Annotated in this window: 19 protein-coding genes; 10 read left to right on the top strand and 9 right to left on the bottom strand. The window is 59.7% G+C overall.

All coding sequences use genetic code 11. The features are described from left to right. Window positions 1-600 carry a hypothetical protein gene (locus SIN04_RS00530; RefSeq protein ID WP_134493443.1) on the top strand — a complete coding sequence of 200 codons (600 nt, stop codon included), beginning with the start codon at window positions 1-3 and terminating at the stop codon, window positions 598-600. A gap of 680 nt (window positions 601-1,280) precedes the next feature. Here the strand turns inward: SIN04_RS00530 and SIN04_RS00535 are convergent. The 5 genes from SIN04_RS00535 to SIN04_RS00555 form a co-directional block, all read right to left on the bottom strand. Further along, a complete protein-coding gene (locus SIN04_RS00535; protein ID WP_134493445.1) occupies window positions 1,281-1,601 on the bottom strand; it encodes a hypothetical protein in 321 nt (106 codons plus the stop codon). A 226-nt stretch (window positions 1,602-1,827) separates the two neighbouring features. Beyond that, the gene (locus SIN04_RS00540; protein WP_244606071.1) at window positions 1,828-2,979 is read right to left on the bottom strand and encodes a hypothetical protein; all 1,152 of its coding nucleotides are present in this window, start codon (window positions 2,977-2,979) and stop codon (window positions 1,828-1,830) included. A gap of 102 nt (window positions 2,980-3,081) precedes the next feature. Continuing rightward, complete coding sequence (locus tag SIN04_RS00545) at window positions 3,082-3,960, bottom strand: hypothetical protein (protein ID WP_341263902.1); 879 nt, start codon at window positions 3,958-3,960, stop codon at window positions 3,082-3,084. Between the two features lie 91 nt (window positions 3,961-4,051). Next, window positions 4,052-4,873, bottom strand: a complete 822-nt coding sequence (locus SIN04_RS00550; protein ID WP_134493449.1) for a helix-turn-helix transcriptional regulator — start codon at window positions 4,871-4,873, stop codon at window positions 4,052-4,054. A 442-nt stretch (window positions 4,874-5,315) separates the two neighbouring features. Further along, window positions 5,316-7,508, bottom strand: a complete 2,193-nt coding sequence (locus SIN04_RS00555) for an ATP-dependent RecD-like DNA helicase (protein ID WP_322843420.1) — start codon at window positions 7,506-7,508, stop codon at window positions 5,316-5,318. A 1,484-nt stretch (window positions 7,509-8,992) separates the two neighbouring features. Here SIN04_RS00555 and SIN04_RS00560 point away from each other — a divergent pair. The 3 genes from SIN04_RS00560 to SIN04_RS00570 all read left to right on the top strand — a co-directional run bounded on the left by SIN04_RS00560 (window position 8,993) and on the right by SIN04_RS00570 (window position 11,838). Beyond that, window positions 8,993-9,262: a hypothetical protein gene (locus tag SIN04_RS00560; protein ID WP_244606072.1), complete on the top strand. Its 270-nt coding sequence runs from the start codon at window positions 8,993-8,995 to the stop codon at window positions 9,260-9,262. 513 nt (window positions 9,263-9,775) lie between these two features. Continuing rightward, a complete protein-coding gene (locus SIN04_RS00565; RefSeq protein ID WP_341263903.1) occupies window positions 9,776-10,276 on the top strand; it encodes a winged-helix domain-containing protein in 501 nt (166 codons plus the stop codon). Window positions 10,277-10,887: 611 nt separating this feature from the next. Further along, window positions 10,888-11,838: a toll/interleukin-1 receptor domain-containing protein gene (locus tag SIN04_RS00570; protein WP_134493457.1), complete on the top strand. Its 951-nt coding sequence runs from the start codon at window positions 10,888-10,890 to the stop codon at window positions 11,836-11,838. Between the two features lie 29 nt (window positions 11,839-11,867). On the opposite strand, the gene SIN04_RS00575 is transcribed toward SIN04_RS00570, so the two are convergent. After that, the gene (locus tag SIN04_RS00575; protein ID WP_134493459.1) at window positions 11,868-12,218 is read right to left on the bottom strand and encodes a hypothetical protein; all 351 of its coding nucleotides are present in this window, start codon (window positions 12,216-12,218) and stop codon (window positions 11,868-11,870) included. A gap of 223 nt (window positions 12,219-12,441) precedes the next feature. Beyond that, window positions 12,442-13,311: a DUF2726 domain-containing protein gene (locus SIN04_RS00580; protein WP_134493461.1), complete on the bottom strand. Its 870-nt coding sequence runs from the start codon at window positions 13,309-13,311 to the stop codon at window positions 12,442-12,444. A 600-nt stretch (window positions 13,312-13,911) separates the two neighbouring features. On the opposite strand from SIN04_RS00580, the gene SIN04_RS00585 reads away from it, so the two are divergent. The 3 genes from SIN04_RS00585 to SIN04_RS00595 all read left to right on the top strand — a co-directional run bounded on the left by SIN04_RS00585 (window position 13,912) and on the right by SIN04_RS00595 (window position 16,619). Continuing rightward, the gene (locus SIN04_RS00585) at window positions 13,912-14,832 is read left to right on the top strand and encodes a DUF2971 domain-containing protein (RefSeq protein ID WP_244606082.1); all 921 of its coding nucleotides are present in this window, start codon (window positions 13,912-13,914) and stop codon (window positions 14,830-14,832) included. Between the two features lie 16 nt (window positions 14,833-14,848). Further along, window positions 14,849-14,992 (top strand): hypothetical protein, encoded by a 144-nt coding sequence (locus SIN04_RS00590; protein ID WP_166796091.1) that lies wholly within the window; start codon window positions 14,849-14,851, stop codon window positions 14,990-14,992. Window positions 14,993-15,350: 358 nt separating this feature from the next. Further along, window positions 15,351-16,619 carry a HEPN/Toprim-associated domain-containing protein gene (locus SIN04_RS00595; protein ID WP_134493464.1) on the top strand — a complete coding sequence of 423 codons (1,269 nt, stop codon included), beginning with the start codon at window positions 15,351-15,353 and terminating at the stop codon, window positions 16,617-16,619. Between the two features lie 128 nt (window positions 16,620-16,747). Here SIN04_RS00595 and SIN04_RS00600 read toward each other — a convergent pair whose 3' ends face one another. Both SIN04_RS00600 and SIN04_RS00605 read right to left on the bottom strand, forming a co-directional pair. Next, window positions 16,748-17,809 (bottom strand): IS5 family transposase, encoded by a 1,062-nt coding sequence (locus SIN04_RS00600; RefSeq protein WP_134493465.1) that lies wholly within the window; start codon window positions 17,807-17,809, stop codon window positions 16,748-16,750. Between the two features lie 115 nt (window positions 17,810-17,924). Next, on the bottom strand, window positions 17,925-19,613 hold the full coding sequence (locus tag SIN04_RS00605) for a HEPN domain-containing protein (protein WP_341263895.1): 1,689 nt from the start codon (window positions 19,611-19,613) through the stop codon (window positions 17,925-17,927). On the opposite strand from SIN04_RS00605, the gene SIN04_RS00610 reads away from it, so the two are divergent. From SIN04_RS00610 to SIN04_RS00620, 3 genes are all read left to right on the top strand, one after another. Then, window positions 19,612-19,785, top strand: coding sequence for a hypothetical protein (locus SIN04_RS00610; RefSeq protein WP_322843373.1), 174 nt, complete (start codon window positions 19,612-19,614; stop codon window positions 19,783-19,785). The genes SIN04_RS00605 and SIN04_RS00610 overlap by 2 nt on opposite strands. Before the next feature lie 366 nt (window positions 19,786-20,151). Next, window positions 20,152-20,544, top strand: coding sequence for an HU family DNA-binding protein (locus SIN04_RS00615; RefSeq protein ID WP_134493467.1), 393 nt, complete (start codon window positions 20,152-20,154; stop codon window positions 20,542-20,544). A 53-nt stretch (window positions 20,545-20,597) separates the two neighbouring features. Beyond that, window positions 20,598-21,482: a M48 family metallopeptidase gene (locus SIN04_RS00620; protein WP_244606073.1), complete on the top strand. Its 885-nt coding sequence runs from the start codon at window positions 20,598-20,600 to the stop codon at window positions 21,480-21,482. Window positions 21,483-21,530 lie beyond the last annotated feature (48 nt).

Here is a 21,530-nt window from a genome sequence, read left to right on the forward strand (position 1 = left end):
ATGTTAAGTCCCAGTAGTTATCTCTTCGGCTACCAGCAGGGCCAGCACTCTGCTGAACGGGATCAATGGGCGCAAGATTTCAAGGAGCGTCTCGCAGGACGCCGCCCCGTCACGATCGACCAGTCCTATATCGACAGCCTCCAGGCCGCCCAACAGCAAGCGCAAGTCGCCGCCGATCATAATTATGCGACGGGCAAACAATGGATGGACCACGCCCAGCATCTTGAGCGCGACAACGCCGATCTCAAAGCAGAGAATGCTCGATTGGTCGCCCTCGGCGAGCGGGGCCTCGCCATGCTCCATGAAATGGCTGGATTTCGGGACACGGCACTCCGCGAGGGGGAGGCCAAACTAAGGCTGGAACGCAGCCAGCATAAAGAAACCGCTGATGAAAAGCGCCTCTTGGTTGTCTTTATGCGCCTCCTGGCCCATCTCACCCAAGCGGAGAAAGCCGAAAAGACCGACAATCCTGACTACCGGGATCTAAAATTGTTCGCCGAGGCGCTCCCCATGCAAATCGCATCCGGGCAATGGCCTTCATCCTTTCCTGCAGAAATCGGCGCCGCCTGGACCCGCCTCCGGAAGGCTCTCGAATCCTGATCCTTCCTCTCTCTTCCATCGCGTTCGCGCGCTCATGAACCATGATGGTCTTCGCAACAGGAGACCATCATGAAATCCCTCGTTCCCCCTGCCCTCGTCATCTGCGCTGCGCTCCTTTCTGGCTGCGCCTCGGGCAACGTCCGATCAGCCAATAGCTACGCCGCTGTAGCTCCCCCACCCATCAAGAGCTACTACTACGATCCCAACGCAGCCTATGGCTCGTCAAACGCCACATGGACCCCTCCGGTAATTGACAGACAGGGCACCATCACAAAGCCCTCAGAGCCCTCAAGTCAGGGAAATCGCCCGGATTATGAGAATTCTCGCTGGGCGAGCGGGGCTGCCGGAAATGGCAAGGGCGCGCCGGCGGGCACCTTCTGACCTTTTCGTCGGGAGACTTGCCAAACATTCCGAGGCCGACCTAATTGATTTTACACGACTTTCTTTTGCGTTCGCCAGAACGCGCGGCGCACTTTGCCAAAACACGTGACACTGCGGGCCAGATTTGCCAGAAGAAATGACACTGCGTGCCAAAGTTCGCGGAGGTTGCGTGCCAACCGGAAAACGCGCCGGCGCATCAGATGCGGTAAACTCTCGCGATATCCGGCAACCGCCACGAGGCTCAAACAAAAAGGCGGCGTTAAAAACGCCGCCTTTTTCCGTGCCTCGAGCTCACGCGATCAGCTCGGCCAGAACGACTCATTCGTTTGCAGATACTCCATCGCCGACGCCAGCCGCCTCATCCTGATCTGGTAGTTCTCCAGCGCGCTCTTGAAGGCCAGCAGGAAAAACACGGCGCAGAACGGAGCAAACTGAAGCGCGGTGAGAATAAATCCGGCGCTCCACTCCGTATGGGTCAGCCGATACAGCCATCCGAGAAAAAACAACCACCCAAACCCGAATGCAATGTAGGCCGCGCGCGCCGTCGATCGCCGCCGGCGCCACAGCAGCGCCTCGAGATCCATGACGGACACCCCCTGATAAAACGCCGTCGCCGCCATGTCGAACGACCGGTCGTCCACGACTCTCAGCGTTTGCCGTCGCCGATGCCCGCGCTTCACATCATCTATCAGTCCGCGAATCAAATCGGCGTTTTTGACGATCTCTTCGCGCGGCAGGAGACGCAAGGGAGCCGATGCGATCCATAAGGTTCCTCCCCACAGCCTCCCCCCGAGCCCTTTCTTTACGGGCAGGGAAGCCTCCACACCCGCGCTTCGGCCTTCTCCGCTATCTTGACGCGGCGACATGATTGTCCCCTCCCAGCGATGAAATCACAGCGCTCCAGTCGTTGGGCAGGCCATCAACCCTGCCCTCTGTTCCGTCCGCCTTCCGCCAGACGACCGTCGGCGTGCCACGAAGCCCGATGTCTTGCGACGCCGCCATATTGTTCCGAAGCCGCTCCGCCGCCTCGGGCGCCTGTGCGCCTCTATATTCGCGATGCTCCCAAGCCGCAGCCATCGCCGCCGGATCCTTGCTCAAAAGAGCCAGCGCGGCAGGCGTGCTCTGATTTTGATCCTCGTAATCGAGCACCGAGACCGGAATGATCGCCAATTGCACGCGACCCTGATCCACGAGCGGCTTCAGCTCCTGCAACGCCCTCACCGAATAGCTGCACAAAGGATCGACGAACAGCCACAGCCGGGGCGCTCCCTCATTTCCCATGGTCCCGAACGCGGTCTTTTCCGCCGCTTCCAAAGCGGGCTTCGTCACCGCTTGCCCCTCCGCCGCGTTACCAGCGGCGCCATCCTTGCCGACAACCACGGTCGGCAGGGCTCCTGCGATCGGAGCGACCTGCTCGCGCGTGAGGTTCTTGCCGGACGAATCCCACATCACACCCGCGATTGTCGCCTGGCCGTCCGGCGTTGCGTAGAGGACCTGAAATTCAGGTCCATTCTGCAAATAAAAGCCACGCAGACCATGTTTCTCGCCAAGCTCCCGCACCTGACTGCCGGCGATCGTCAGCAATGTCGACACCGAAAGGTCCAGCTGCGGCCCTGAAACCACAGCTTCCCCATCTGGAGCGATCTGAAGGACCATGAATTGTTCACCATTGCGGGCGACGACGCTTTTCAGGCCATGCGTCGAACCGAGATCGAGAAGCTTCGCTCCGGTTCGGATAATATGATTCAAAATCGGAATCTTATCCGCGCCCTCGGGCGCCGCAAGTACCCCGCCAGCAACGCCTCTTTCCGCTGGCGCGGTAACTGCCGGCGCTTGCGCGGCGGGGGTCTCCACGCCCACGGCACCGGGCTGATTAGCCGCCTTGATCACGGGCGCGGACGCATCGAGCGAGCAATGAGGCGCTTCTCCCGCCAGAGCCGGCGACGCCGCGATGCCAAGCGCACCGCCGATCAGCATCAAAGATAAAAGTTCACGCATTCAAAAACCTCCTGTTGCCTGCGGAGAAGCTACAGAGGCCGCGCGCGAACGAAAAACGGACGAACATTCAGGCCCATCAAAAAAAAAGCGCCGACTGGTTCGTCAGCGCTTTCCAACCGCTAGAAAATCCTTGCCAACGACGGTGCGGCGATCGCTTACCCCTTTGCAGAAAGACGTCCTCGTATCTGGACGATATGCCGCGATGACACGATCAAGATCGTCGAACAGGGACGCCGCTAATAGTCGAAGCCCTTCCATGCAATCCTGAAACAGAAGGGAGATCGCGAAAACTTCCATCTTCGCTACGATCCCGTCGACTGACCGCGCTTCTTTCTCCGTCAATGCGACGATCGATGCTTCCAGTGCTCCAAGGCATTCGCTTGCTTTCCCGTCCGCCTCTATCGGCACTTGCCCGCCACCGATTTCGATTGACTCTATCTCCTCCCACAACCTCTCCGCGCTTTCCCAAACTTGCCAGAACCCGATACACGCAGAAAAAAGATGACTATCGTCCGATTCACTTGCAGCCACGCATGCGTCCATGCCTTCCATTCTTTTTGCAAGGCGCTTGACCTGCCCAACAGATCGAGTGCCCATCAAGCGATCGAAGTCCGCGAACAACGAAGCAATCAGACGATTTGCTGTCTCTGACGCGCCTTCCTCTCGCGTGATTTCGTAAACAATCTCTTTTTTCGTCGTCAGCGATTCCATGCTGTTCGCAGGCGTCGCGGCTACCGCATGACAAATGCGGCGGCGTTCCCTCAATAGTTCGGCAAACCTCTCGAATTCGGCGTCATCATCGCTTGACAGCTCTCCCCCGAAGCTGCCGTCGGCCGTGGCCGGCATCTGATCCGTGATCCGCCAAAACGCCTCGCATGCGGCATGTAAATAGGGCCTCGTGCATAAGCCTTCGCTGTCGTTTCTCGCGAAATCTGCACTCGTGATCTCTTCGCGAGGCGCGACGTGAGCCTTCTGTTCCAACGATTCCCTAAACATTGTTCCCCGCCCTGATCCTCTTTGCGCTTCCTCGCCGATCGTCCCCCTCGTTTGATTGGCAAGGGCTCAGTGCCAGCTAAATCAATCCCTCACGAAGCGCCTTCGCCGCCGCCTGCGCGAGCGTGAGAGCCCCCAGTTTCCAACGCGCCGAATCGAGACAGGCGCGCGCCACCGAGTCGCCCACCCGCATCGCCATGGCTATGTCAGTCAGCGCTACGCCGTCCGCCAACCCGGCAAGCGATTCCATCTCCTGCATGGTCAAAGGCTCATGTTCTTCTTTGCTCCCACTGGGCCAAAGAACATCGGCGCGCTGGTGGATATAATGCGCAACATTCATAAGATCTCTGGTGAGGCCGATCCGCCTTCTCGGCCAACTCTCGTCCGGCTCGTTAACGGTAACGCCTACCACCGCATCAAGCGAACCGCGCTCCCCACGCAAAGGGATAATCATCCTGCAGCTGGCCACACTGAAGTTCGACTCTTTCCGCGCCTGCTCAATCGCCGCATCGAGCCGCGAAATAAAGCTCCAGTCCAGCGCGTTCTCTTCCTGCGCCGCGACGCACGCTTTGGCAGCGCAATGATCGAGCCACGCATCGCTATAGGCGAGAGAAAGACAGGTGTTCTTGATCAGCCAGACGCCGCGCGCGGGCCACACATAGGATAGCGTTTCCAGGCGATGATGCTTGCGCACGAATTCCAGGAATTCAGGAAGATCCAACGCACTGGCTTCTCTCTCGAAATGCGACAGGACCTCGGCTCCAATTTCGTTTCCACTTCTCACCGCGACCTCGCCTCCTTGGCATTTCGACAGACAGCCTGTCACAAAACAGTAATATTCGCGTCGATGCAGTTCATGGCGGCACGGTCGGTGCTTAACGAGCCGGATCGCGAGCGCCAACGCTCAGTCATCACAGTTTTGTAACTGCCCCGCTCGTGGTCGCGGTATCCCCTATCGGCGGTAGTTTTTGAAATTGTCTTCGACCCGTGCTGCGGCGGACTGTCGCAGGCGTCTTAATGTCCGGCACGCCAAAGCGAGCGAACATCGCGGCGTTCTGTCTGAGAATTCCCCAGGCGCGATAGCGGCCGTGCCCGGTCATTCCGCGCCAGAGTTCGGCGACCACAGAAAAGTTATCCAAAAAGATCTTTTTCGGGCTACCGGGGCCGCATTGATCCCCATGCTTTTGTGAGAACTGTTTGCATGTATCCTGAACCTATCCGATCCGGATCACGCGCATCGCCCACGATGTCGCATGCGATTTTTGCGGATTGCGTCGGGGCGGGGAGCCGCCAGCCGTGGGACCGCAGAGCGCTCATCGCTCATCGGTCGGCGAACGCGCCGGTCATGTCCTCCGGGGCGCCTTCAACCACTCTTCCAGTTTTGTCCACCGTCGCCGCCCTGCCCCGCTCCTCACGGCGATCGCCATCGCCCGGCGCTGGCCGACGATGACGACGAGGCGCTTGCCGCGCGTAATGGCGGTGTAGACGAGGTTGCGCGCCAGCATCGCATAGTGCTGCGTCGCAAGAGTGATGACGACGGCCGGATATTCGGAGCCTTGCGATTTGTGGATCGTCATCGCATAGGCGGGAAGCAGCGCATCGAGCTCGCCAAACGGGTATTCGACCTCGCGGCCGTCGAAGCCGGCGACGAGAAGACCTTCGTTCTCGTCGATGCGCAGCACGGTTCCAAGATCGCCGTTGAAAACGTCGCGGTCGTAATCATTCTCGGTCTGGATGATTTTGTCGCCGGGCGCGAAGACCGAGCCGAACTTTTCGATGCGGGTGGGCGGGTTCGGATTGAGCGCCTTCTGAAGATCGGCATTAAGCGAACGCGCGCCCAGAGCGCCGCGTTGCATCGGACACAAGACCTGGATGTCGCGGATAGGATCGAGGCCGAACCGGCGCGGAATGCGCTCGCGCACGAGCTCGACGACCTTGGCGGCGCCATCTTCGGGGTCTTTGGTGTCGACGAACCAGAAATCCGAATCCTCGCCGCGCTTTGGCCATTCAGGCATTTCGCCGCGATTGATCCGGTGGGCGTTGACGATGATGCGGCTCTCCGCGGCCTGGCGAAACACTTCGGTCAATCGGGCGACCGGAACGGAGCCGGAATTGATAATGTCAGAGAGGATCTGGCCCGGCCCGACCGAGGGCAGCTGGTCGACGTCGCCGACGAGCAAAAGGGCGGCTTTTGGCGGGACTGCCTTCATGACGGCGAACATCAACGAAATATCCACCATGCTCGTCTCGTCGATGACGAGCAGGTCGCATGCCAATGGATTCTCCGCACCTCGCCTGAAGCCGCCGTGGATAGGATCGATCTCGAGCAGGCGATGGATGGTCTTCGCCTCGAGGCCCGTTTGCTCGGTCATTCGCTTGGCCGCGCGCCCGGTCGGCGCGCCGAGCAGGATTTTGACGCCCTTGGCGGCGAGGATGCGCAGGATAGCGTCAAGCAGCGTCGTCTTGCCGACGCCGGGGCCGCCGGTGATGACCGCGACCTTGGCGCCGAGCGCCATCTCGAGCGCGGCGCGCTGCGAGGCGGCGAGCGTCTTGCCGGTTTTTTTCTCGACCCAGGCGATCGCCTTGCTGGCGTCGATCGCCGGCCGGGGCGGGGAGCCCTGCGTCAAAGAGAGGAGCCGCTCAGCGACGCCGCGTTCAGCGAGATAGAGGCCGCGCAGAAAAATACAAGGTTCCGCGCCGATCGCATCCGCGACGATCTCATCATGGGTCAGTTCATGATCCAGCGCCGTTCTTACAATCGTCTTGTCGACTTCGAGGAGTTTGGTCGCGAGCTCGACGAGCGGCTCGACCGGAAGTCCGCAATGGCCCTCGTCGGTCGCTTCCTGCAGCGCGAACGAGATCCCGGCCCGAACGCGCTGCGGCGCCTCCTTCGTCATGCCCATCTTCATGGCGATGGCGTCGGCCGTCCGAAAGCCGATGCCTTTGATGTCGCGGGCGAGCCGATAGGGATCCTCGGTCATCACCTGGATGGCGTCATGGCCATAGGTCTTGAAGATGCGCACCGCCCGCGACGTGCCGACGCCGTTGGAGTGCAGGAAGACCATGATGTCGCGAACGGCCTTTTGCTCGGCCCAGCCCGCGGCGATCTTCCCGGCGCGGAACTCGCCGATGCCTGGGACCTCCCTCAGTTTTTCGGGGGCGGCCTCGATGATTTCGAATGTCGCTTCGCCAAAGGCGCCGACGATCCTTTTGGCGAGCGTCGGACCGATGCCGCGCACCATGCCGGAGCCGAGGTATTTCTCGATGCCCTCGGCCGTCGTCGGCGGGGTGGTCTTGAGCGTATCGGCCTTGAACTGCAGGCCATGCGTGCGATCGGTGAACCAGACGCCGACGGCGTGGATGAACTCGCCGGCCGAGATGAAAGCGGCGTGGCCGACGACGGCGACAAGATCGCGCCGCCCGCGCGCCTTCACCTTCAGCACAGCGAAGCCACTTTCCTCATTGTGAAACGTCACCCGCTCGACGGAGCCGACGAGCGTTTCACGGGAGGGAGCCGCATGGGCTTGGGGCTTCAAGATGCTTCGCCTTCGCGGGACGCCGACGGGTATCCCATATCCAACGACGCCGGCGCTGCGGTTTCAACAGGCAGGTGACTCAGAAATCGGGCTCATCCCGTGGGATGGCGTCGATTATGCTTTTAGTGCGGGCGGCGGCGAGGCTCAAACTTCATCACTCAACGCGCGGCGCTCCAATTTGAACGGCGACCTTTCGAAACCCATCACCATCCGGAGGAACCTCTGCCAGGCGACCTTGATGTGTTGCGATAGTTATTGCGTTGACCTCCAAGAAAGCCATTGCGTTTCCTTGCAAAATCCTTAGATGCTTGAGATACGCTTCTGTCGACTGCATTTTTTGTCCATTCCGTGTCAGGGAATGCACGTTTCACGTCAGATAAGATGCGCAATGCCTTTCGCCGGACGAGTAACCATCGCCGTCCAGGCATAGGCAATTCCTTCATGCGAGACCGATCATGTCCATGCCGGCGCGGGGACTGAACGGTCCTTTTGGCTCCTCATCAGAGGAGCATTTCACATCCAGAGGTCCAGTGCGTCATACCGTCCGCCCCTTCATTAAGGAATTCAAGAATCGTTCGACCAAACCGCCGGCTGCTAATCCAGGCCCTATCGGCGACGCCAAGATTGATGGCTCCAAGCCGTCGTTCCTGGATCTCGGCGTTTTCGCGACTCGCCAGGCCAATCATGATGATGAACGCAGCGCTGCGTTGAAAGCCGCCGACGCGGTGTTTCGCAAAGGCGGTTCGGCAGCCCCCTCGCCCGAGACCACTTCGTCACCGAACGCCCCCGCAGGCCGCATACTGCAGAGTCTTGTCGCCGCGGAGGATGCGCCCGCGGTGCGATCTGGCAACGCGGATGAAAAAATCCGCCGTGGTCGCGGGCCGGGGAAGGCCGAAAAATCATCTCCCGCCGGGCGCCAGAAACGAACCCTCCAACCCAAAGGTGAAGTTGCGAGAGTTGCCGAGGAACTGCCTGCTGAGAGTTCATCGCCGGAAATATCGATCGTCTCAAGGCCTCGCCGCGAGCGCAGACCGATTCAAAAGCGTTGGGTTTTCGAGACGGCGCTTATCGCCGGCGAGAAATGGAAGCGGCGTTTGCGCCAGGCTGCGCGCTGACTTTGGGCTAAGTTTCATCTTCCAGGCAACAGGCGCCAGAACTTGACCTCTTTGAATGACAGGATCGCGCAGTTCATCGTCGACCGATTTCCGGACGAGGGATCGCCGGTCGAATTGCTGTGCGTGGATCACAATGGAACCTATGTGGTTCCCTTTCCCTGCCGCCGCGCGGAGGATGCGTGGCGCAATTGTGAGACCAACGAAATTATCGAGGCTGAGGTGGCAGGCTGGCGTCTGAGCCGCGGGAAGGCCCGGGGCAAGTCTGTTGGCGGGCGTTCGGGGTACTTGTTGAGCCCCTGCAGAGCTTAAGCCGGCGCCCTTGCCCAGAGTGCTATGCGCTATCATGTTCAAACCGCAATGACAGACCCCTTGGAAAAAAGACTGATCGAGGCCTTAACGAAGGTCGACGCGCATGGCGACATCGCGCCGGCTCACGTTCAAGATCCGATGACGATGGTGCTCCGTGAGAGGGCCGTCCAGGCCGATCTGATGCGTTGGGACGACAGCCGTGGCCATTACGTGTTGACCGGAACGGGTCGAAGTCGAATCAGCGCGCGCAGGCGCGCTCCTGGCGTCGTCATTCGGTTCGAAAAGCGCGACGACAAAGCCGCCATATCGCCGCAACGGAAATCCGATTGACGCCCAGTGCGCACTCAAAGCGCTGAGGCATGACCACAGAACGTGCTCGACCGTGCGATGCAGGCGCCGCTCAGGTCTTTGACGCGCTCCGGTTTCGCGCGGCGCCCAATTGGATAGCTGGTCGTGGTCTCAGAGATCGGCAACGCGCCTCTCGCACCTCACCGCCATTGCAGCCGGCCATTCGATCGAAGTCCGGCCTCATCGCTTTGGCGCTTAAACCCTCCACCGCAATTTGCGTCAGACCGTTAAGCGCGCCGCGCGAACGCGCAGCCGATTCTTCACGCCCTTTTGAACCTTGTTGTGAAAAAGATCGCGGTGATTTGGAGTGGACTGTAGATTCCAAAAAGAATTCGTGCGAATTGATCGAATCACTTGACGAAGAACGTCTCCCCGGCGCGGAAGATAATTGAGTCAGGATAAGGCGCGCGCCATTTCGTGATCTCCAAAATCGGCCATCTCAGTCCAACCGAACTGAAAGCCAGCCGTCGCCCCATCAACATAAGGAAAGGCATCATGCCCACCGCAGTCGAACAAATCCACGCGAAGATCGCTGAGCTGGAGACGAAGATCGCTGATCTTCGCATCGCCGAGCGCGAACTCCTCGCCCTTGAGAAGAGTTCGGCGCGACAGGCACCCCCGGCGCCCGAGCCAAAGATAAAACAAAAGCCCGGCCCGAAGGCGAAACAGAAGCCCGCGCCGAAGGCGAGCCTTCGACCGAAGGTTCAGAGTGAACCGAAGGCAAAGGCGCCGGCCGAGGCGCGCCAGACCATCGGCAACGCTATCACCGGCGTAATCGACCAGCATGGCGCGCTTTCCGCCGCCGAGATTGCCGAACACGTCAAGGCCACCGGCCGGGACATCAACAATCGAACGGTGTCCTTTGCGCTGCAAGCGCTGAAAAAGCGGGGCCTTGCCAAAAACACGGACGGCAAATGGTCGCTGCCGAAGGCGCGCGGACGTCGCCCTGCTGCGTCAACCGAAGCGAGCAATCAACCGGCAGAAGCTGCCGAGTAAAAAAGGGAGGGTTCTGGCGCTTGTAGCCCTGGGATCGCGGGCGCGAGACGGAACCCTTGCCAGGCCGACGAGACATTCAGCGCGCTGAATGCACAGCGGGCGGCCTGGCGAAATTCTCGCGCCTTCGCCTTGATTGTATCGACGTGGAGATCCGGGACTTGGATGCCACGGATCTTCAGGCCCTTGACGTTGGCGGGCCTCGGCGGCTTTCCAAAGACCCGTCCGGTATGCCGGGCGGGTTCGCGCCATGACGGGACTGTGGGGCGTGCTATCCTAACGGCAGGAGCGGGCCGGAAAGAGACTGACAGCTTTCAGGCGCTGAGCGGTAAAAGGCCGACATCGTTACAGTTTGCCACGGTCCGAAGCTCACATGCCCAAGCTGCCCGAAGCGTGATATTAGCCCGTTATCGCGGAAGCATGCGTTCCGGATGCGCCGACTGCAACCGGCGGGTTCGTCGACGACGTAGGCGGCTTCCACCAAGAACGACGCCTGGTTCCACTGTGGCGATAGGCCTCTGTTGCGTAGCCTTAAGCCCGCCGGAGCCGGTCAGGTGCGCCGCAAACGGCGATGGGCTAAAGTCAGCGCTTGATCCTCCAACGCGAGTCTCATTATGGTCGCAGAGGCCTTTCTATCTTATTCTCATGCCGACGAGAAAGCGCTCGAACGGTTGCACAAGCATCTTGCAGTCCTAAAGCGAGAAGGCACATTGCCCACCTGGAGCGACCATGCCATTCTGGCTGGCGACCGACTCGACGGCGTGATTAGCGCCCAGCTGGAGCGGAGCCAAATCTTCTTGGCGCTGGTCAGCCCGGACTATCTCGCGTCTCAATACTGCTATGACAAGGAATTCGCCCGAGCGCTCGAGCTAGCCGCGGCAGGGCGAATGCGGATTGTGCCAGTCATCCTGGAGCCCTGCGATTGGCTTTCGTCCCCATTCAAGGACTTCGCAGCTCTTCCCAAGGATGGTCAACCGATTTCCGGCTTCACCAACCCGAACAACGCGTATCTGAACGTGGTGGTTGGCTTGCGACGCCTCATCGAGGTCCCCGGGAACGGGACGAGCGCACCGGCTGACGGGATCGCGTCGCCGGGTCAGGCGCGACGGCCTCGCATCAAGCAGGATTTCGACTCCATCCAACGCGCCGAGTATGCGGACCGGGCGTTCACTACCATTCGGGACTACTTCCGTGCTTCGTGCGCCGAGCTAGCCCAAATCGGCGATGATTTGCGCTCCAAGTTTGAGGACATCGACGCGACGGCCTTCACCTGCTCCGTGGTGAACCGGGCGAAGCGCCAGCGAGGTGAGGCTCACATCACGGTCCACAACTGCAAGTCCCGGAACGTCGGGTTTGGCGACATCAGCTACGTCAACCAGCCTCATGCCGAGAGGAATACCTCAAACGGCTCGATTCGGGTCACTAACGACGATTACCAGCTTTTCCTAAATATGGACCATTACGGGATGTCGTCCGGGCGCGACCGGGAGAGGACAACGCCGGAGCAGGCCGCGGAAACACTGTGGGGCGAGTTCGTCAGACAGGCTGGAATCGAATATGATTGATTTCAGGCCCGCGATCTGGGGCGCGCAGGTCAACACTTCACTTCGTCAAGCTTGAAGTACCTCTCGCCGATTTTCAACGCCGGATGCGCGTAGCAAATTGCGTAAGGCGTGCTGTATTGCACGTTCCGCCCTTGGATGTTGAAAACGACGGCGTCTCGTTGCTGGGTGTAGTGCCACCCGTTCTCTTGCCGCATCATTTGTAAGCTTTCACGCGGCTCTCCGTGTTCTTCGGCGATCGTCATTACGAGCTCTCGCAACGCTTCAGGACTTCCGTCGGGGACCTCACCCACCCGGCGCACTTCTGTGTGTTTCACCATTCCCGTTGCGGACGCCGACCCGATCCTATTAAGGGTTGCGTGTGCCAAGGTCACGAGTTCCATCGAACACTCCAGTTTATCGTCTTCGTGCTATTTTGAATGGCCGTTTCGGATCACGCCAAAATAGCACGAGAATGACCTAGATTGGCGCGACGCCGCCATGACGCGACGTCAGTTGCTGTCCCCCTACGCCAGGCTTACATATAAGTAAATGATTGACCATTGTTTCTATGCGCGACCCTTCCGCGCCCTACAAACCGGCCCCAATTGTTCAAATGCGTGCGCGTTACCAGTCATCAGGTGTGCAGAACCCGAGCACTAAGCGAAAGCCTTTCGATTTCAGGTAGGCGATTTCCTTCGGGATGTCGATGACCGGGCGTGGAAGGGGAGGCTCAGATCGGCACGCTTTGATATCTTCACATAGATCGTGATAGGCCAGCGCATGGCAGAATTCGCTGAGTTCCCGCGTGGCCGAGAAGGCGTCCAGATCTCCCCAACTGATTGTGCGGACAGCGATGCGATAGCTCCCGCAAAAATTGCCGTGTTGGGCGAAGGCCGCATATTGCCCTTCGGGTCCGGTCATCGAAATTGACGCCGCATTTAAATGCTCCACGGGATTGCCCGTGTTAAGCAATTGCTTCAGCCGCGCCATGGCGCTCAATACGTAATAGAATTCGCTGTCAAAGACGTTTTTCGCATTGGGCCTCAGAAATGCGGACATCATGAACGGCTCATCGGGTCCGAGTTCGCCCGTTGCCTGCATCCGCGCGAACTCTTGGCCATAGAACCAGACATCCACGAGGTAAGCCACAAAGGAAGCCTCTCGAATTTGGACACAGGTGGAGTTCTGCGTGAGGCGGAAGAGTGCTAACTTAGACTGCCGGCATATCTCGTCTTTCAGGTGGTCGTTTTTGCTCTCGTGACCTCCACCGTCGAATTCAATGGCGAATTGCGGATCATGATTGCGGTCGGTGACGACGAAATCGAGATGCCCCATCAGGGCAAGGCGTCCGAGAGGGTCTGAGGTTAAATGTTTGATGTCAACAACGTCGGCTATTCGCACTTTCCGATAGATTTCCGCGTTATGACGGTCGGCGGCAGGTACCAAGAGGTCGTGCACATACATTTCGCCACGATTGGATAGTCGTTTCAGCATGACGCGTTCACCAAAGACCCTAAAGAGCTGGCCGCCATCCTAGTCGTGGCGGCCATACGGCTTCGCAGCCCAATCAGAACGTTTGTTTCGCCCAACTCGACGTCAAGCGACCGGACCGATCGAAAGTTTTTAACTTTTTAGCCGAGTTATCCGCATTCGCCTGACATTCCGTCATTCTTGCATTAGATCGTATATTTCACGGTCATTTCCCCAAATCCCCAAAAGATCGCCAAGAAATCGATTGTAATCCCTTATCGGGATATTCGCAGAATAACCTCTGGGAGGCTGCCGCAAAGCTGGCGTTCTGCGTGTCCGGGAAGGTCCAGCTGCCAAAACGCCTGGAACCGGACGTTCTCAGTGTCGGCTCAGGGTCAGGAGCGCTGCTCAGGCTCGGCCGCACAAATTGCGCAAAACGTGTCTCCGAGGCAACCCGAACGAATGGCCGTTTTCGGGAAGGCGAGTTTGGCTCGTGAACGGCGAAGATGGGCGCGAAATAGAAGCAGCTGGCCGATAAGAGACCTTCGGAAAGGGCTTAGAAGCGGACGTCTGTCATATCGGACGCTGCCCCCCTTGGGACAAACGCGGAGTGTAATTTTGAGTGTGCCCCATCTGAAGTTACCTGACATCGTCTACAAATACACGAGCCCGGCAGCGGCGCGGCTCATCATCGCCAACCGCACCCTTCGCATCGGCCGGCCGACCGAGATGAACGACCCGTTCGACGCCTATATCGACGACCTTTTCGACGTCGAGCTGAAGGACAGCTACAAGGCGGCCGCGGTGACCTTTGTCGACATACTGTCCCGTGACCCCGCGGAATTCGCCAAGCGGATCGGCGTGCCGCTAGAGGAGGCCATTGCTGCATCAGCCGCCATGAACGCAGGAACGGTCGCACAGCGTGATGAGCTGCTTGCGCTCTTCGCCTCGTCAGCCGTCGAGGAGATGTATCCTCAATTGAAGACAGAGCGCGAAGCCCTCGAAATCCAGAAGGCCGCGATCGTCGCCCAGTTCAGGAACTCCGGGATCTTCTGCGCTACACGGAGCAACAGCAACCTGCTTATGTGGTCGCACTATGCTGACGAGCACCGCGGGGTGGTGTTCGGGTTCCGGCCGGATGCTGCACGGGACTCGTTCCTGTGCCTGCTCGAGCCCGTCACCTACAGTGACATCCGGCCGAGTTTTTATAAACCCTTCGACCCACTGGTGGGGGACATGCCTGCACCGACCCCAGAAACTATGCGCGCCTTCACCCGCTCGCTGACGGCCGTGAAAAGCACCCAATGGGCTTACGAGGAGGAACTACGCGTCGTCATCCCATCCTATGTCCCGGAAGGGCAACCGGCCGTGTTCATCTCTTACTATGCGACCGAACTGGCCGAACTCTATCTCGGCCATCGTGTAGCTGCGGGTGACCGCGACGAGCTCGTTGCGGCAGCGCGTGCCCTGAACAAGGATGTGGCGATCTTCCAGGCACGGATTTCCCCGGGAGCCTACGCCCTGTCGTTTGAGCCCATCAAGTGACGAGAAGGCGCGTGTGATGGCAAACCCTAAGGCACCAGAGATCGAGCAGAAGCAGGCCAACCGGCTCTGCCAAATGTCGCCGGCCGACCGCCTGACCTTCATCGCCAAGGGGCTACCGGTCATTCTGGCTTGCGCGCAAGGGTTCTGGAGAGCTGAGTAGGGCAGTTGGCGATCGTCGGCTTGGCGGACGATCCTTGCGGCCCGACAAGGTCCGGAACGGGCGCGAAACAGAAGCGGCGGGCCGGAATCGGAATGGCGGCTTTCTCGCGCGAGCCAGGGGAAGCCGCCGATCGGCTTGTTCCTGCGAACGGTGGTTTTCAGGAGCGCCCCGCGGTCAGTTTCGACCTATGACGGACTCTGCGCGAGTGGAGAGCCTATACCTGCTGTCAGGCGCAGGCGGAATTCCGCCGCGATATGCGACAACCGGCAGCTTTGAAATCGTTGTTGGCGTCGCCGATCAGGGTTACGATCTGGTGCCAGCCGAGTATGCGGCACGGCTTTGAGTCGAGGATTGCGTTATGGGATCGATGATCAGCCTCGCGGTCGGCCGCCTTGAAGTCGATTGGGGAAAGAACAATGGTTTCGTCGATCACAGCGCGCTGTTTCAGTCCGATGATACGGCGCAAATTCCCTACTATTACGCGGGACAAGAGATTGAGGGCGCGGACGGCGCGCCCGATTGGGAGGTGATCACCGAGCTAAAGGAAGGCTTATCGAAGCCGCTTGCGCAGGTGATCGAGCGGATCAATTTGCTCGGCCACACCCATTCGGTATGCGACGCCGAGTTTGCGGCGTTGGCCGAATTCAATGGCTTCGATGCTACCACGTTTTCGTTCTCTGATTTGCGCGAGGCCTTGGCATCCATTGATGTCAGCTCGCTGTCTCCGAATTATGGCGAAGGGAGCGAGGATTTCGGCAAATTCTTCCGGCGCCAAATCCTTCCGCGGCTCGGCCTTAAAGCGAGTGGCCCCGACCCAATGGAACTCGGATGCATCGCGGAAGGCATGGAGAACCTCAGTGCCTACACCATCCTCCACCTGCTTGCGGAAAATCCAACGGCACGCGGCCTGAATGTGCAATGGGCGTTCAATGATGTCGAAGACGGAGGCTGGGCGAAGCGCAGCGATTTTGTGAAGCCCGTCGATCAGTCGTCGCGCTTTCTGATTGTCACCGAGGGAAGCTCTGACGCGGCGATTATAGGCAACGGGTTTCGCCTCCTAAGACCTCACATCGCCGACTTTTTCGATTTCGTCGATATGGAGGAAGGCTACCCCTTTACTGGAACCGGCAACGTGTTTCGCTTCGTCCAGGGCCTCATCAGCATCCGGGTGCTGAACAACGTCATCGTTGTTTATGACAATGACGCTGAAGGCGCTGCCAATTTTGAACGGACGCGGCAGCTCAATCTTCCGGCAAACTTGGCTGTCATCAAGTTGCCCGAACTGGCTTGCTTTAAGGCGTTCACTACGGTCGGCCCGAACGGACGGCATCTTGCGAACATCAACAGCCGAGCAGCCGCCATCGAGTGCTATCTCGATCTCCCGGCTGACGCCGCTGTGCGTTGGTCGAGTTACAATGCCAAGATCGGGGCTTACCAGGGAGAGCTCGTCGGTAAGGAAAAGTACGCCCGGGCCTTCCTTGACCTGCGCGCACGGTCGACGGCCTACCGTTTTGACAACATAGCGTCCGTGCTCGACGTGATTGTGCGCACCGCCACCAACATGCGCGAAAAACTGATGGCTGAGACCTTCGCCGACCTGTACAGCGGCCGGCTGGAGTCCCTCTAGCAGGCTGCTGAAAAACGCCTTGCCTTTGCGATTTTCGGGGTTGTGGCGTGATTTTCGCGGGCGTCGGGCGCCCCGCGCCGTGCGGTTGAGGCGCCGCGCGACGGGGCCCGGCTGGGCTTGGCGCCCCATCACGCGGTTTCCCGCATCAACTTCGGCAATCGGATGAGATTATAGGCGGCGGCGACCCCGCGAAATTTTGTCTTGCACTGACCAGCGACCGTCTTCATCCAGCCGAAGGCTTCTTCGATGCGTTTTCCTATGTGCTGGCTGACCGCATAGCCGGGATGGCGCGTCGTGCGCCGGTCGATGGCCGAGCGGCGTCCATTGTTGTTTTGCGCCACATGCGGCCGCACGTTCATCGAGCGCAGCTCATTGACGAAAACGCGGGGGTCATAGCCCTTGTCGGCGCCAAGCGTCACGCCGGACCGGCGATTGGCGAGCGGCTCGATCATAACGAGCGCGGCGGTTCGTTCGGCTTGGCCGTCGGCTGGGGTCAGGCAGGCGTTGACGATGAGGCCGGAGCGATTCTCCATCAAGGCGTGGCCAAGAAAAGCGAGCTTGGCTTCCATGCCCGCGCCCTTGCGGTAGAGCTTGGCCTCGGGATCGGTGGTCGAGGCGTGCGACTCGTTCGAGCGCTTCTCGCCCTTGAAATCAACCTCGGTGTTGCGTCCGGAGCCGGGCGGCGGCTCCTTGCCCGAGCCGTCCTTGGGCTTGAAGCTCTTCATCGACGCCCAGGCCTCGATCAGTGTGCCGTCAACGGAGAAATGCTCGTTTGACAGAAGCCTCTTCACGCGGGGCCGAGCCAGAACCGCCGCCAGAAATTTTGCCGCGATGGCGCCTTCAAGCAGGCGGTCGCGGTTCTTCGAGAACACGGTAGCGTCCCACACCGCATCGTCGACCGAAAGGCCGACGAACCAGCGAAACAGAAGATCGGTGTCGAGCCGCTCCATCAACTGCCGCTCGGAGCGCACCGAATAGAAGGCTTGCAGCAGCATGGCGCGCAACAGCCGCTCCGGCGCGATCGACGGCCGGCCGGTCTTCGAATAAAGCGCCGCGAAATCCGGCGCCAAGGCCGACAGCGCATCGTTCACAATCGCCCGGATCGCGCGCAGCGGATGATCGCGCCGCACCCTCGTCTCCAGATCGACATAGCTGAACAGCCGCCCCGCCTGTTCGTCCGACCCGCGCATTCGTTCGCTCCCTTCGCAACGCGAGGGAATCACCAACGCGGCTTAAGCGAAAGGGTTTTTCAGCATCCTGCTAGATCGCGCGGACGAGCGTAAGGTGTCGCTACCGCACCTTCCGTCACTGCTGCGGATCAAGCAGACTCTTGTCCAGTAGGTGCGCCTTCACAAAATGGTATTTGATCGGAAGCGAACCAAAGCCATCGAACATCCATGCTTTGATGATCCTGGCGTCGATGCCGATTTCATAAAGCAGCAACGCCTGATAGAGGGTCGCGAGCGCCTGGCCTTTGCTTTCGAGATCGAGGATAAAATCGTTGTACGGCGTTTCGTTATGGCGCTGGCCACCGAAATGCGAAATATCGTTGCGCAGCTTTCCGCATACCTCGCAGAAGCTCCTGAGGCGCGTTTCGTCGAGGCCGAGCGGCACCTCGCGCAACGTCTCGTAAAGCCTTTGTCCTAGCGGCGGTTGGTCTTTGGCGCGCTCGAGCACGTCCGCTAACCATTTCTGATCCTTCGCAAGGCTGACCTGCGCTACAATCCGTTTGATTTTCTCGTCGAGCTTGGTCTCCCCAGTTGGCGGATATTTCCTGCGGTGAAAGGCCTCCAGCCCGAAGACCAGGTTTATGAAGCGGTTTTCGATATAGAGCCTCACGCCGCGGCGCGTGCCGAGATAGAGATAGAAACCTGGACCGAACGCCTCGCGCTTCTTTTTCCAATCGGACCAGATTTCGCCGAACCGCTCGCGCAACTGCATGAAGTTGGTGATGCACTCATGCGCCTTGGGCGGCGGCGACGCCGCCTTGCTCCCGGGCTTCGGGAAATAAAGCCGGTATTGCGCGATCTTGCCCGCCGCAATCCACGGCCAATCGAGGGTGTGATCAGAGCCCGTCAGCATCAATAGCAAATCTTCGAGCAACTTGTACTGCGCGATGAGGTCCTTGAGGGCGAGCGGCTTCCTGAAGCGGAGCACAGCGGACGCCGTTTGTTTCAGGGAAAGCGCCATGCCAAAGACCGGTCCCGACGAATCCTCGGCACTCTCGAAATGAATCGACAGCTTCCCGTCGGCGGTTGGATAGACGGCATCCTTTGGTCGCTTGTATTTGACCGAGACCATACGCTTCGATGACGTGACCTTGATCGAGGCGAGCCGCAGCCACTCTTCAAAGCCGGTGAGCGGAACAATGATTTCCTTAAAGGCACGCGTGGCGGGCGGCTTCGCAAATCCATCAGCCACGAGACACAGCCCGGCAATATAACGCTCGTAGGACATGCCGCTGGCGGTGAACTGGCCGCCGTTGCCTATAAGTCCAGTGAGGAGTACGCGCTTGTTCGACGTCCTAAGCACTCCTTGGATGTCTTTGTCGATGAGCTGGCCGCCCCGCATCATCGGCGTCATAGGCCCGTGCTTGCTCGGGAAATAACCGTCCAGCTCCAGCCGCGTCTGGCCGTCGTCGTCGATGATGAGAAGCCCGGCAACGCAGGAATCCGGCGCGAATTGTTTTTCGGGGACCGCCTCGTCGGCCCACCAGAACAGTCCGCGCTCCTCAAGGATCGCCATCGTCAAAGCTCCGTCGGGGCCGCCGCCGCGCCACGTGTCACGAAGTCTAACCGTTCGTGCGGGCGGTTCCAGTTTTCCCTTTCGTTCGCAGGGCGTTCGTTTCGGCGTCTCGCACTGGCCCGGGGCGCCGGCTGCAAGTGTAAACGCCCCCCTCCACGCTGTTCCGGCCGCAGGCGGTGCGCCGCCCCTAAGAGCCGGTGCAACCGGCCTCGACGACCGCGCTAATGCGGCCGAAAAGGAAGGAAACATGAAATTGCCATCGCTGATCGAACTTCTGCAATTGTCGCGGGTCGAACTCTGCGACCAGCTCGCGCAACTGACCGATGCCCATCTGGATATTCCAGAAGGTTTGGACGAGAGCGTTGTCGCACGCTTTAACCTTCGCCTGATCCGCCGCGCGCCGGCTTTCCACGAACGCTGAACGCGCGTGGTGCGGGCGCTAGTTGGAAGGCCTTACAGCTTGCATGGCGGGGAGCGCACCGCTCTCTCCGTAAAGGTGCAACAGCGCCGGTTTGCTGTCGATCAGGATGCTTCGAAGCGGCCGGATCGGCTGGGCTCGGCAACGGGAACGAATGACCGGTTTTGGGAGCGGCCCTCACCGCCCTGAATGGCTTGCATGGGCGCGAAGCCGCTGTTGCTACAAGTCGGAAGGTCTCTTTTGGGTCACGGTCCGAAAAGGCATGGAGCGGCAGAATTTGTTAATTGGGAATTAACCCTAAATCCTTAGCAAGAGTCAGCTGGCGCATGCTCTGCATGCGAAAGGTTATTCGAAGCACGGAGAGTTCCTATGGCGAAGGCGAAGACAAGTAAGCCGGCGGTGACGAGTAAGGCGAGCGTAACCGGGGCGCCGCCTGTTCGTCCTGTCAAAGAAACCTTGACGAAGTCGGCGCTGATCAACCTTGTTGCGGCGCAGAACGATCTTCCGCGCAAAACGGCTGCAGCAGTTTACGCTACATTGGAAGCGGTGTTCCTTGGCTCGGTGCATCCCCGCGGTGTTGGCGAGTTCACCTTGCCAGGTCTTTTGAAGGTGTCTCTGCGCAAAGTGCCGGCTCGACGGGCTGGAACTCTGGTTCGCAATCCCGCTACCGGCGAGATGATCAAAGGCGCGGCGAAACCGGCTAGCGTCCGCGTAAGCATTCGCGCCTTATCCAAGCTCAAAACTGCAGCTGTCTCCCGGTAAATGCCGCTTTTAGCGCTCGCGGCCGAAGCTGAACCAAAATGGCGAGCAGCCGCGTGAGCGCGCATGAAAGATTCTTCCGTGAAAGAGATTACGCCCCAAATCCGGTGGCGAGTGATCTGACGCGCTTGATAGAAAGAGGCTCGCACCGCGTTTCCGACGTCGCGCATTTCGACGTATCCCACGCCGGCGAGACCTATCGGGTCAAACTCAAGCGCTCCGCCGCCGCTCGCCAATTTATATTGAGGTTTCGCGCTGCGACGCAGGATGTCGTCTTAACGATCCCGTCGCGTGCAAATCTCGTCGACGCAAAAGGCTTTGCCGCAAGGCAGGCGCCCTGGATTGGCTCGAGGCTGCGCGGGTTAACGGAGAAGCTACAACTCGAGCCCGGCGCATTACTGCCGCTGCGGGGCGTTCCGCACAGGATCGAACATCGACCTGCGAAGCGGGGCGTTGTCTGGGTCCAAACCGTGGAGGACTCCTTTGGGTCGAGCGCCGAGCCTCTGATTTGCGTAAACTCCGAGGCCTGCTTCGTCTCGCGGCGAATCCACGATTTTCTGGTGCGCGAGGCGAGACGCGATCTTGAGGCCGCCGTCGCGCGCCACGCGGCTCATCTTGGCGTCCGCGTCCGCAAAATCACCCTGCGCGACACCACCAGCCGGTGGGGGTCATGCACGTCGTCGGGGGAACTGAATTTCTCCTGGCGCCTCATCATGGCGCCGACTTTCGTGCTTGATTACCTCGCGGCGCATGAGGTCGCCCACCTCTTGCACATGAATCATTCCCCCGCGTTCTGGAAGGCTGTGGCAAGCCTCTCCAAAGACGTGGCTGCCGCCGAATCCTGGCTGAGGATGCATGGGATGGGCTTGCATCTGATCGGTCCCAGGACGAACGAGCCGGCCGGCGTGGTTCCTTCCCCGAAAGCCGCGACTTCGCTGTAATAGCTGAGAGCGGCGCATATGCTTGTGAACGATGCCGGCAGTTTCGAC

The organism is Methylocella tundrae (genome assembly GCF_038024855.1).
Classification (GTDB): domain Bacteria; phylum Pseudomonadota; class Alphaproteobacteria; order Rhizobiales; family Beijerinckiaceae; genus Methylocapsa; species Methylocapsa tundrae.

Coding starts and splice junctions, on each gene's coding strand:
- SIN04_RS00530 (WP_134493443.1), top strand. CDS start 1: ATGTTAAGTCCCAGTAGTTATCTCTTCGGCTACCAGCAGGGCCAGCAC.
- SIN04_RS00535 (WP_134493445.1), bottom strand. CDS start 1,601: ATGGCGGCGACGGCGTTTTATCAGGGGGTGTCCGTCATGGATCTCGAG.
- SIN04_RS00540 (WP_244606071.1), bottom strand. CDS start 2,979: ATGCGTGAACTTTTATCTTTGATGCTGATCGGCGGTGCGCTTGGCATC.
- SIN04_RS00565 (WP_341263903.1), top strand. CDS start 9,776: ATGCCCACCGCAGTCGAACAAATCCACGCGAAGATCGCTGAGCTGGAG.
- SIN04_RS00570 (WP_134493457.1), top strand. CDS start 10,888: ATGGTCGCAGAGGCCTTTCTATCTTATTCTCATGCCGACGAGAAAGCG.
- SIN04_RS00575 (WP_134493459.1), bottom strand. CDS start 12,218: ATGGAACTCGTGACCTTGGCACACGCAACCCTTAATAGGATCGGGTCG.
- SIN04_RS00580 (WP_134493461.1), bottom strand. CDS start 13,311: ATGCTGAAACGACTATCCAATCGTGGCGAAATGTATGTGCACGACCTC.
- SIN04_RS00590 (WP_166796091.1), top strand. CDS start 14,849: ATGGCAAACCCTAAGGCACCAGAGATCGAGCAGAAGCAGGCCAACCGG.
- SIN04_RS00595 (WP_134493464.1), top strand. CDS start 15,351: ATGGGATCGATGATCAGCCTCGCGGTCGGCCGCCTTGAAGTCGATTGG.
- SIN04_RS00600 (WP_134493465.1), bottom strand. CDS start 17,809: ATGCGCGGGTCGGACGAACAGGCGGGGCGGCTGTTCAGCTATGTCGAT.
- SIN04_RS00610 (WP_322843373.1), top strand. CDS start 19,612: ATGAAATTGCCATCGCTGATCGAACTTCTGCAATTGTCGCGGGTCGAA.
- SIN04_RS00605 (WP_341263895.1), bottom strand. CDS start 19,613: ATGTTTCCTTCCTTTTCGGCCGCATTAGCGCGGTCGTCGAGGCCGGTT.
- SIN04_RS00615 (WP_134493467.1), top strand. CDS start 20,152: ATGGCGAAGGCGAAGACAAGTAAGCCGGCGGTGACGAGTAAGGCGAGC.